Source organism: Halococcus sediminicola, assembly GCF_000755245.1.
Lineage (GTDB): Archaea > Halobacteriota > Halobacteria > Halobacteriales > Halococcaceae > Halococcus > Halococcus sediminicola.
The window spans coordinates 1-11,655 of record NZ_BBMP01000008.1; the positions used below are offsets into that span (position 1 = coordinate 1).

The 11,655-nt window shown below is 65.2% G+C and carries 7 protein-coding genes and 1 pseudogene; 2 read left to right on the plus strand and 6 right to left on the minus strand.

Annotated elements, in window-relative coordinates:
• Positions 1-231 precede the first annotated feature (231 nt).
• Positions 232-324: pseudogene (locus ACP97_RS21250) on the minus strand (TatD family hydrolase); the annotation flags it as partial.
• 474 nt (positions 325-798) lie between these two features.
• Here ACP97_RS21250 and ACP97_RS06275 point away from each other — a divergent pair.
• Both ACP97_RS06275 and ACP97_RS06280 read left to right on the plus strand, forming a co-directional pair.
• The gene (locus ACP97_RS06275) at positions 799-1,968 is read left to right on the plus strand and encodes an inositol-3-phosphate synthase (RefSeq protein WP_161782619.1); all 1,170 of its coding nucleotides are present in this window, start codon (positions 799-801) and stop codon (positions 1,966-1,968) included.
• Positions 1,961-3,313: an alkaline phosphatase family protein gene (locus tag ACP97_RS06280; RefSeq protein WP_049996993.1), complete on the plus strand. Its 1,353-nt coding sequence runs from the start codon at positions 1,961-1,963 to the stop codon at positions 3,311-3,313. Before ACP97_RS06275 ends, ACP97_RS06280 begins: the two co-directional genes overlap by 8 nt.
• Before the next feature lie 10 nt (positions 3,314-3,323).
• On the opposite strand, the gene ACP97_RS06285 is transcribed toward ACP97_RS06280, so the two are convergent.
• The 5 genes from ACP97_RS06285 to ACP97_RS06305 form a co-directional block, all read right to left on the minus strand.
• Positions 3,324-5,447, minus strand: coding sequence for a PQQ-dependent sugar dehydrogenase (locus ACP97_RS06285; protein ID WP_049996994.1), 2,124 nt, complete (start codon positions 5,445-5,447; stop codon positions 3,324-3,326).
• Between the two features lie 65 nt (positions 5,448-5,512).
• The gene (locus tag ACP97_RS06290; RefSeq protein ID WP_079977569.1) at positions 5,513-7,552 is read right to left on the minus strand and encodes a PQQ-dependent sugar dehydrogenase; all 2,040 of its coding nucleotides are present in this window, start codon (positions 7,550-7,552) and stop codon (positions 5,513-5,515) included.
• A gap of 157 nt (positions 7,553-7,709) precedes the next feature.
• A complete protein-coding gene (gene purH / locus ACP97_RS06295; RefSeq protein ID WP_049996995.1) occupies positions 7,710-9,296 on the minus strand; it encodes a bifunctional phosphoribosylaminoimidazolecarboxamide formyltransferase/IMP cyclohydrolase in 1,587 nt (528 codons plus the stop codon).
• A gap of 198 nt (positions 9,297-9,494) precedes the next feature.
• Positions 9,495-10,877 (minus strand): adenylosuccinate lyase, encoded by a 1,383-nt coding sequence (gene purB, locus ACP97_RS06300; protein ID WP_049996996.1) that lies wholly within the window; start codon positions 10,875-10,877, stop codon positions 9,495-9,497.
• Positions 10,878-11,184: 307 nt separating this feature from the next.
• Positions 11,185-11,646: a ferritin-like domain-containing protein gene (locus tag ACP97_RS06305; RefSeq protein ID WP_049996997.1), complete on the minus strand. Its 462-nt coding sequence runs from the start codon at positions 11,644-11,646 to the stop codon at positions 11,185-11,187.
• Positions 11,647-11,655: the final 9 nt, after the last annotated feature.

Sequence of the window (11,655 nt, forward strand, 5' to 3'; positions counted from 1 at the left end):
TCAGCTCTAGGTCATGACTGTGTTGGCTATTGTGTGTTTGGTCAAGATCCATGTGTTAGTTGTGCACTTAGAGTTGTGCGGATCTCCGGCTTCACGTAGATATGCATGTTTACGAGTGTATTTGACTAATGCATGGTCTTATTTACTACTCTTTTTTTTTTTAATGATACGGCGACCACCGAGATCTACACACTGCATATCGTCGGCAGCGTCAGATGTGTATAAGAGACAGTCGATGCAGCACTCGATGCCGGCCCGACGCGCCCGTGCGTAGTCGTCGGCCGAGCGCGAGACCATGTGCATGTGCGGGTCGATGATCTCCATGCCGGCAGTTGTGGGCCGAACAAACTACTATGTACTGATTGTGCTATCGTCAGTTCACACTCCAATCGCTGTCGGGACGGTTGGCGCGCGGGAGTGCCGGAAGGCACGACTCGCGCGAGGGATGAGCGGAGCGAATCGGTTGGGGAGGCATGTGGGCGGTGCGGTTCTCGTTTGAGTCGGGATTCGTCGCATTGGAGCCGGCTGCTGTACTGAGCGTGAGTTCTACTCTTCAAAAATATCCGACCGACAATCACAGCGCTCGATGCCCACATCGCAAAGTAAGTGTGTCTCGGAACCCTTCTCTTAGAGGATGCAGCGACGGAGTTTCGCACCGACAGGGAAACAGGGGAGCGAATTACAGCCGTGCCAGAACGGGAAGCCGAGCACCACGACAGTCAGCGGGTGGTCGGGGTGAGCGCGGGCACGACCGGCGTCTGGCTCGTTGGCGCGCGCGGGAACGTCGCCACGACGGCGATGATCGGCGCGCGTGCCATCGCCCGTGGCGCGGCCGACACGACGGGGATGGTCACCGAGCGCGCGCCGTGTACGGGCCTCGACCTTCCGGGAATCGACTCGCTCGTCTTCGGTGGTCACGACGTCCAGGACGGCAGCGTCGTCGAGACGGCCGAGCGCCTCGCGGAGCGCAATGGTATTCCAGGCCCCACGACGCTAGATGCCGTCCGAGAGGATCTCGCCGCAATCGACGAACGCATCGAGACCGGCACGGCACGCAACTGCGGGCAGGCGGTCACGGAACTCGCCGACGGGGGCACCGACGAATCGCTCTCGCTGCAGGCGATCGTCGGGGACATCCAGGACGATTACGACGCGTTCCGCAAGGAGAACGATCTGGAGCGAGTAGTTATCATCAACGTCGCCTCCTCCGAGCCGCTACCGGCCGATCCCGAGAAGTACGATTCCATCGAGGCCATCGAGCGCGCGCTCGACGAGGACGAGCCGCTGCCGGCGAGTTCGCTGTACGCTTACGCCGCGCTCGCCGACGGGCATCCGTTCGTGAACTTCACGCCGAACGCCGCGAACGCGCTCGGTGGACTGCGCGAGCTGGCCGAGCGCGAGGGCGTTCCGCACATGGGCAAGGACGGCAAGACGGGCGAGACGCTGATGAAGTCCGCGCTCGCGCCGATGTTCGCCGGGCGCAACCTCCGCGTGCGCTCGTGGGAGGGCCACAACATCCTCGGAAACAAAGACGGAAAAGTGCTCGAAGACGATGCGAACAAGGCTGGAAAGTTGGCGAGCAAGGGTGGCGTGCTCGATGGCATCCTCGACGAGGACCTCCACAACCGGGTCCGGATCGACTACACGCCCGCGCTCGGCGACTGGAAGACCGCATGGGACGACATCCGTTTTCGGGGATTCCTCGACACCGACATGAAACTCCAGTTCACCTGGGAAGGCTCCGATTCGGCGCTCGCCGCACCATTGATACTCGATCTCGCGCGATTGCTCGCGTTCGCCGACGAGCGGGGCGAGTCGGGATTGCAGCGCCACCTCGCCTCCTTTTTCAAAGCGCCGCTCGGCGTCGACGAACACGACCTCTCCAAACAGTTCGGGATGCTCGAAGAGTACGTCGAAGCGCACGCCGCACAGCCGAACGCGGTCGGCGCGGAGGGCGACGATGACTGACGGCGACGCGGGGCGGGCGATCGTCCTCGACGTGATCGGGCTCGAACGCGAGCACGTCGAGAGGGGTCTCGCGCCGAACATCGCCGACCTCGTTGACGACGGCGCACGCGCTGACCTCCAGTCGCCGTTTCCAGCTGTGACGCTCCCCGTTCAGAGTACGCTCGCGACGGGCCAGTCGCCCGAAAACCACGGCGACGTGGCCAACGGCGAGTACGACAGGGGGAACGACACGGCGGCGCTCTGGGAGCGCGAGCGCGAGGACAGGAATCGCCTCTGGGAGAGTGCGAGCGAGGCCGGACTCACCACCGGAGTATTCTGTTTTCAGCATCTCATCGGCACGACGGCGGACGTCGCGCTCACGCCCTCGCCCATCGAGGACGAGGACAACAACATCCTTGAGATGAACTGCTGGACGAATCCTGATGATTTCTACGACGAACTCGAAGCCGAGTACGGCCACTTCCCGCTGCACACCTACTGGGGTCCCGGCGCGAACGAGGAGTCGACCGCGTGGATTCTCGACGCCGCCCGCGAGGCCATCGACCGCTACGATCCCGACCTCCTCTGGATCTACATCCCGTATCTCGATTACGCGGGGCTGGCTCACGGGGCGAGCAGCGACGAACTCCACGAGGCGATCGGTGTCGCCGACGAACTCGTCGGCGATTTCCTCGACTTCTTGCGCGAGGACGAGCGCTGGGGCGACACAGTAGTAAACGTCGTCAGCGAGTACGGCTTCAACGACGTCGACACACCCGTGTTCCCGAACCGTGCGCTGCGCGAGGCGGGATTGCTCGCGGTCCAGGATGACGGCGAAGGTGGCGAGGAGATCGACCTGAAGAGTTCGGAAGCGTTCGCGCTGGTCGATCACCAGGTGGCCCACGTCTATGCCGACGAGGACGTCGTCGACGAGGCGCGCGAGGCACTCTCCGGGCTGGATGGCGTCGAGCGGGTACTCGACGAGAAAGGAAAAGAAGAGTACGGCGTCGCCCACCCGAACGCCGGCGAACTCGTCTGCGTCGCCGAGCCGTCGGGCTGGTTCCAGTATTACTGGTGGCACGACGACGCGAACGCGCCGTACTACGCCCGCGACATGGATATCCACGCGAAACCCGGCTTCGACCCCGTCGAGTTGTTCTTCGGCGACGAGGGGCTCGTCTCGCTCGATGCCTCGAAAGTCGGTGGCTCGCACGGCCGTGCCGACGTCGACGGGTTCTACGGGCTGGGCGGTCCGGCTGCCCCCGATTCGGTGCCCGACGACGTTGACGCCCGCGCGGTCGCGCCGACGCTGACCAATCTGCTCGGTGTCGACGTGGCGATGGAATTCGAGCGCGACGCGCTATAAAAAGCGAAATCTACTCTTTGCGCCCGGACAGCAGCCGGGCCGCACCGATCGTCAGCCCCGACAACGCCGCCAGAACGCCGAACCCGGGACCCGAATCGCTGCTCGTCCCGCCCGAGACACCGCTCTCGCCGGTCGTTTGCGCCGCTTCGGTCACCGTCCGTCCGGCCGTTTCCCGTGCAGTCGCCGGCTTTGTGGTAGCGGTCGATTCGCCGATGCCGGTCGTGCCGGGAGTTCCGTTCGCGGCGGCCGTGGCGTTCGTGGTGACTGTGGCATTTCCGGTGGTCGTGGCGTTCGTGGTGGCCGTGGCGTTCGCGGTCGTCGCCGAACCGTTTGGGGCGCTCGCGTCGCCGGTGGCGGTCCCGGTCCCCTGAGATCCTTTCGACGGGACGATGCGGTGGACCGCGCCGGTCGCCTCGTTGCCCGGGTTCGCGGTCGTCAGCACGTAGAGCCGTCCCTCGTTGTCTCGGCCCAGCGCGAGGATGTAGCCGCCGACGAACCCGCTGTCGGTGTTCGCGATGGAGAGCTCCGCGACGTCCCAGAGACCCTCTTCGGCTGGCGTGGCCGCGAGCAGCGAACCCGTCGGGGTTTCGGTCTCCTGTGTCTTGCGGAAATCGCCGAAGACGTACTTTCCAGTGAGGGCCGGAATATCGTCGCGTCCGTAACTGTAGCCGCCGATGGCCGCCGACCCGACACCCTCACCTCCCTCGCTGTGTGGGTACTCGATGACCGGCGGGATGAGGCGCTCGCCGCCGCGGACGTCGGGGGGCAGTTTGCTCGGGCACTCCTCGGGCGGGTTGCGACTGCCCTCCGGCCCGGGTTTGAAACAGTGGGTTCCCTCGCGGACGTTCCAGCCGTAGTTCTTGTCCTTCTCGACGATGTCGATCTCCTCGAAGCCATTCTGGCCGACGTCCGAGGCGAACAGTTCCCCGTCGGAGAATCCCATCCGCCACGGGTTGCGAAAGCCCCACGCGAACTGCTCGTCCAACCCCTCTTTTCCCACGAGTGGGTTGTCGTCGGGAATCCCGTAGGCCTTGTCGCCGTCTCGACCGTCGACGTCGATGCGCAGGATCGATCCCAAGAGGTTCTCGGTGACGTCCTGCCCGTTGCCGCCCTCGTTGTCCTCGTACCAGTCGCTCACGTGACCGAGGTCGGTGTCGTGTGCGCCGCCGCCGTCGCCCATCGCCACGTAGAGGTAGCCGTCGTCGGGCCCGAAGACGATCGCACCGGCGTTGTGCGTGTCGTACGGCGACGGGACTTCGAGCACCGTCCGTTCCGAGTCCACGAGACCGCTCGACCCGTCCTCGCTCGTCTCGAACTCGGCGAGGACTTCCGTGTGCGAGAACTCCTCGGGCGTGCCCTCCCGCGATGGCGCGCTGTAGCGCAGGTAGAACCTCCCGTTCTCCTGATAGTCGGGATGGAACGCCATTCCCAGCAGCCCCATCTCGCCGGTGATCTCGGTCAGTTCGTCGCTCACGTCGATGAACGGCTCCTCGTTCAGACTCCCCGACTCGTGAACGTACACTTGCCCGAGTCGGTCGACGACGAAGTATCGGCCGTTCTCGCCCGGCGGCACGCCGAAATCGAGCGGTGCGGTGAGCGTTCCCTCCGTGAGCGTCTCGATGCGTACCGTGGGTCCGTCGCCGAAGTACGACGAGGACCCGCCCTCCCCATCGTCGCTTTCGGTCGTGGTCGCCGTCTGTGTCTCCTCGCCGAACGAGATCGCGCCGTGCATCGAAGCGCTGTGTGGCTCGCAGACGTACTCGGCCATCGCCTCTTTGGCAGTGAACTCGACGGTCTGGGTCGCGCCCTGCTCGCTCATCACCTCGGTGCGCTCCAGTACCTCGCCATCGCCGTCGAGCAGTGCGAAGTTGTGGCCCTGGCCGTCGATGTTCTTCCAGACGACCCGATAGTCGGTGCCGGCGTCGAGGCGGAGGGTCGGGTTGCTCTCGCCGGCTATCGAGTCGGGTTTCCGACCCTGCCAGCCGGCGATTTCGCCACCGAGGCGGATCGTTTCGGGGTCGGACTGTGCACCGGCGAGACCGACTGCGCCGACGAACGCACCGGTCGCGGCGCTCGCACGGAGGAATCGTCTGCGGGTCGTTGCGTGCCGGTCTGTCGGTGAGTTCGTGGTCATTGCGGTTGTGGGGTCGTCGGTCGTACGCTGCTTGTCGTCTCGCTGCGACGGCGAGTCATGATGGCTCATTGCTCCTCGCCACCCAACAGGCGGGCAGCACCGAGGGCAAGTCCGGCAAGCCCGGCGAGAATCCCGAACCCGGGACCGTCGCCGCTCACGATGCCGCCGCTCTCACCACTGCGCGCCGTGCCGGTGCTGTTGGTCGTCTCGCTCGCCGTTTCGGTCGCCGTCCGCGTCGCGGGCGGCGTCGATGTCGGTTCGGGCGTCGCGGTCGCCGTCGGCGGTCGGGCTGGCGTCTCGGTGCTCGCGGTCTCGCGTGCCTCGGCCTCGGGTGGCCGCAGGCGATGGACCGCGCCGGTCTCGCCCTTGACGCCGAGGTTGTCGGTCGTCAGCGCGTAGAGTTCGCCGTCGTTGTCGCGGGCGACACAGAGGAGGTAGGCACCGAGTTCCCCGTTCTCACCGTTCGCGATCGAAACCTCCTCGACCGACCACGAATCACCTTCGACGGGCGTCGCGGCGAACAGCGAACCGCGCGGTTTGCCGTCCTTGCTGTAGTCGCCGAAGACGTACTTCCCCTGGAGATCGGGGATCGTCGCGTTCTCGTAGATGTAGCCGCCGATGACGGCGACGCCGACGCCCTTCGTCTCGTAGGTGTGTGGATACTGGATGACGGGGTCGATGAGCGGTTCGCCGCCGCGCACGTTCGCCGGCGTGTTGGTGGGACACTGGGAACGGTAGGGGTCTGCGCCCTTGGTGGCGACGAAACACTGCCCGCCCTCGCGAACGTTCCAGCCGTAGTTGCCGCCCTTCCTGACGACATCGATCTCCTCGTACCGGCGCTGGCCGACGTCGGCGGCGATCAGCGTCTCGCCCGAGAAACCGATGCGCCACGGGTTGCGAAAGCCCCATGCGTAGTGTTCGTCGAGACCCGCCTTCCCCACGAGCGGGTTGTCCTCGGGGATCCCGTAGGCCTTGTCGCCGTCTCGACCGTCGACGTCGATGCGCAGGATCGACCCCATCAGGTTCTCCTCGATGTCCTGGCCGTTGCCGCCGAGGTTCGCGCCGTACCAGTCGTTTGGCTGTTTCGAGGATTTGAGCGCGCCGCCGCCGTTGCCGATGCCGATATAGAGGTAGTCGTCGGGACCGAAGACGATCGCGCCGCCGTTGTGTGTGTAGTACGGCGAGGGGATTTCGAGCACCGTCCGTTCGGTGTCGGGCAGCGCTTTCGTACCCTCCTCGTTGATCTCGAACTCCGAGATGACCTGCGTATGGGTGAAGTTCTCGGGCGTTCCGGGGCGCGATTTGGCGCTGTAGTGGACGTAGAATTTACTGTTTTCCTGAAAATTCGGATGGAAGGCCAGCCCGAGCAGGCCGCGCTCGTCGATGGTCTTGATCTCGGGGAGGTTGTCGAAGTCGATGAGCTGATCGCGCACATCGAGGAACACGTCGCCGCCGCTGCCGTCGGCTCCGTACCGACGGATGACGCCGATCTGGTCGATGATGAAAAACTCCCCGCGCTCGCCGGGCGGGACTTCGAGACCGAGCGGGGCGGTGAGATCGCCGTCGACGACGGTGTCGGTTCTGATGGACGGTCCTGTGGGGAAGAATCCTTTCGGCTCGTCGGACTCGTCCTCGGTCGTCGTCTCGGTCTTCGCGCCGCCGTTCGAGAAGGTGATGTCGCCGCGCATCGAGTTGAGGTGGGCCTGACAGACGTACTCGTCCATCGCCTCGGTCGCGGTGAATTCGAGGGTCTGGGTTTCACCTTCGTTCGACATGTACTCGGTGCGCTGGAGGACGGCGTCCTCGCCGTCGAGCAGCGCGACGTTGTGCTGTGCGCCGTCGATGTTCTTCCACGTCAGTCGGTAGGTCGTGCCGATTTCGAGTTCGAGCGTTGGGTTGATGGTGCCCTGGATCCCTGACGGTTCGCGCCCGACCCAGCCGGTCGTCTCGCCGCCGAGACTGATCTCCTGTGGCTGGGATTGGGCCTGTACACCGGTGAAGCTGCCGACGCCAGCGAGACCGGTCACGCCAGCGGCGGCGGTGGCGGCGAGAAAGCGCCGGCGCGAGGGGGCAGCGGGGTCGGTGTCGTGTATTCCATTCGTCATGTATTGATCGAACCACTCCGCGGTTCCGACGGGGCGTTCGTCGGTGGTGGAGACTACGAGAAACCGGGGTCGGTATTCACTTATGGGTTGTGATACACTCAGCAGTGAGCGAAAATCGACCGACAGAACCCAGTGAGTCCTCTCGTCTCGACCCGCGTCAGTCGTGACGGAACGCGCGCTGACCGGTGTGGGCCATCGCGATCCCCGCTTCGTCGGCGGCCGCGATCACGTCATCGTCGTTCACGGAGCCGCCGGGTTGGACGACCGCCTCGATGCCCGCGTCGACGGCCGCCTCGATGCCGTCGGGGAACGGGAAGAAGGCGTCGGAGGCCATCACCGCGCCCGCTGCCGATTTCCCCTCGGCGTGCTCGTCGGCCTTCATCGCCGCGAGTCGTACGGCATCGACCCGCGAGACCTGTCCCATGCCGATGCCTACAGTCTCGGTGCCGTCGGCGAAGACGATGGCGTTCGATTTGACGTGTTTGATGACCTGCCACGCGAAACACATCGTTTCCAACTGCGCGTCGCTCGGTTCGCGTTCGGTGACGATCTCTAGGTCCGCCGGTGTGATCACCTGTTCGTCACGCTCTTGGATCAGTCGTCCGCCGGCGAGCGGTTTTTCGGCGAACTGCGCCGCGTCGGCGTCGAACTCCTCGATGTCGAGCACCCGGAGGTTGTCCTTCTCGCGCAGCACCGCGAGCGCGTCCTCGGTGTAGCCCGGCGCGAGGACGACCTCCTTGAACGACTCGACGATCTGCTCGGCGGTCGCCTCGTCGCACTCGCGGTTCAGCGCGACGATCCCCCCGAAGGCGCTCATCGGGTCGGTAGCGAGCGCATGCTCGTAGGCCGCCGCAAGTGTGTCGGCGGTCGCACAGCCCGCGGGATTGGTGTGCTTTATCACTGCGGCCGCCGGCTCGTCGAATTCTCTGACTAAGCCGAGCGCCCCGTCGGCGTCGTTATAATTGTTGTACGAGAGGTTTTTGGCACCGGGGTTCAGCTGTGGCGCATCGACGACGTTGGCCCCCGTGTCCGCGTCGGTGTAGAGCGCGGCCGACTGGTGTGGGTTCTCGCCATACCTGAGCTCCGCCGCGCGCTCGCTTCCCTGCACGCGCCGGGGCGGGAAATCACCGCGCTCGTCGTCCGTGACCCGTATCTCGCGTTCGTCGCCCTTGTCCTCGATGGTCAGTTTCCCTTCGGCGAACAGCCTGACGGCGCGCGGATAGGCTACGAACTCGGCCTCGTGAAGCACGCGCTCCTTGAGTGACTCTTGATCGTCGTCCGCATAGACGGCGACCGGCTCCTGGGTGACGATCGGGCCGGCGTCGACCTCTTCGGAAACGAGATGGACCGTGCAGCCGGTGACGTCGACGCCGGCATCGAGGACCTGCTCGTGGGCATCCATGCCTGGGAACGCGGGCAGCAGCGACGGATGAACGTTGAACGCTGGCGGCGCGCGCTCGACGAACTCGTCGGTGAGCACGCGCATGTAGCCGTCGAGACAGACCAGTTCGGCGTCGTACTCGGCGAGTCTGTCGAGCAGTCGTCGTTCGTGGGTCGCGCGCGATTCGTTCTCCTCGGGTTCGACGACTTCGGTGGGGATTCCGCGCTCGGCGGCCGCGTCGAGCACCGGCGCGTCGGCGTCGTTCGTCAGAACGACGCTCAGTGCCGCGCCACCGGGCGCGCGGTCGGCGATCCGAACGAGGTTGCGGCCGCGATTGCCCGCCAGTCCCGCGATCGGTGTCATGGCTGAAGGGGATGCGCCGTGCGCAAAGTGCGTTCGGATTCGAGAGCGGTGGCTGCGGGCCATCGTTCGATGAAATTCGCGAGAAATTCGACGCCCCACACGGCGCGAGGGATGAGTGAGCGAATCGGTTAGGGAGGTATGTGGACTGTGCGGTTTTTGTAGCCCCTAAGAGTGGGTTCGGCCACTGACGAACAGCTCTCACTCCGCCGAATCGGCCAGCTCTGCCGCCAGCCCGGTGTAGCCGGCGGGCGTGAGCGCACGTAGCTCCGCACGGGTCGCCTCGTTCACGTCGAGGTCGGCGAACAGCTCGCGGAAATCGTCGAGATCGGTGCGTCGTCCGCGGGTAAGTTCCTTCACCCGCTCGTAGGCGTCGGTGTGACCCTCGCGGCGGAGCACAGTTTGAACCGCTTCGCCGATGACTTCGGGGTTGTCCTCCAACTCCTCGCGCATCACTCGCTCGTTCGGGACGACCTTCGAGAGGCCGGCTTGCGTCTTCCGGTAGCCGATGAGGCTGTGAGCCAGCGCCGCGCCCACGTTCCGCTTGACCGTCGAATCAGAGAGGTCGCGCTGGAGGCGCGAGGTGGTGAGGGTCTCGGCGAGAAAGGAGAGATCGCTATTGGCTTTCGAGAGGTTGCCCTCGCTGTTCTCGAAGTCGATCGGGTTGACCTTGTGCGGCATCGTCGAACTTCCCGTCTCGCCCGCGTCGCTCTCCTGACCGAGATAGCCATCGGAGACGTAGCGCCACATGTCACGGTCGGCGTCGAGCAAGATTGCGTTCGCGCCCCGGAGCGCGTCGAACAGCGCAGCGAGGTCGTCACACGGGTTGATCTGTGTGACGGGTTCGACGTGGACGAGTCCGAGCGAGTTGACGAACTCCTCGGCGAACGCCCGCCAATCGACATCGGGATAGGCGGCGTGGTGAGCGGCGTAGGTCCCGCTCGCGCCGGCGAGCTTGCCCGCGAGATCGCCGGCGGCGCTCGCGATGCGCTCGATCGCTCTCTCCAGCCGGCCGGCATAGACGGCCGTCTCCTTGCCGAACGTCGTCGGCGTCGCCGGCTGGCCGTGCGTGCGCGCCAGCATCGGGGTGTCGCCGTGCTCGCGCGCCATCGCCCCGAACGCTTCCCGAATCACATCGAATTCGGGAACCAGCACTTCCTCGACGGCGGGCTTGAGCAGCAATCGGCGCGCGAGGTTGTTGACATCCTCGCTCGTCAGCCCGAAGTGAACCCACGGCGCGACGTCCGGGTCGGGAAGCCCATCGCGGACGAAATACTCGACGGCCTTCACGTCGTGGTTGGTTGCCGAATGCTCCGCGGTTCCCTCGGTCTCGATGCGCTTGATCCTGGCTGCGTCTTCCTTGGAAAAATCCTCGTAGAGCGCTCTGAGAACCGCTCGGTCGTCGGCATCGATCACGAGCGGGGTGGCGTCGAGGTCGGCGAGCGCGACGAGATACTCGACCTCGACGCGGACGCGAGCGCGCAGCAGGGCCGCCTCGCTCGCGTACTCGACGAGCGGTTCGGTGTAGCGTGCGTACCGGCCATCGAGCGGCGACACGGACGAAAGCGGACCGCGGTCTGTCATGCCTACGACTGACCCGAGTCCGGTGAAATGGGTGTCGAATCGCCAATCGCTCTCACGTGTCCGATTCGATTTTGGGTACGATGTCGTTCTTCCGAGTTACCAAATTCAGTCTCGATCAGCAGAGCGATCGTGACCGCGATACCTGACGACGATGATTCCTGCAACCGCGCCCTCATCCTCCCCAACCGATTCGCTCGTCGCTACACTCCTCGCTCATCCCTCGCATAATGTCCGCGCTCGGTGCTCGCTTGGCTCGCACACGAGCGCGAGCGCGCGCCATCGGTGGGAAAACAGCCGTCGCGCCGCGTCAGTCGTCGTATTCTTTCCGGTAGCCTTCGAACTCGGTGAGATGCTCCTCCTCGTCGGCGAGCAGTTCCGTAGCGAGGTCCTCGGTCACGGGGTCGTCGGCTTCCTCGGCGACATCGATGAGTTCGCGGTAGGTCTCGACAGCGCCCTTCTCGGCCTCGATGACGCCGTCGATGACGGCGAGCGTGTCGGTCGGGTCTGCGGGCGGCTGGAGGCTCTCTTGGCCCATCTCCAGTTCGAAGGAACCCTTCGGCTGACCCCCTAACTGAACGATGCGCTCGCCGAGTTCCTCGGCGTGACCGAGTTCCTCTTGGACGTCCGCACTCAGGCTGTCGGCGACCTCCTCGGCGGCGACGCCAGCGAGCGCGATGGCGTCGGTCTGGTAGTTGACCACCGTTTCGAACTCGTCGTTGCGTGCGTCGTGGAGCAGGTCGAGCACCTGCTCGTCACCCTCCATGCTCATGGGTCGCCT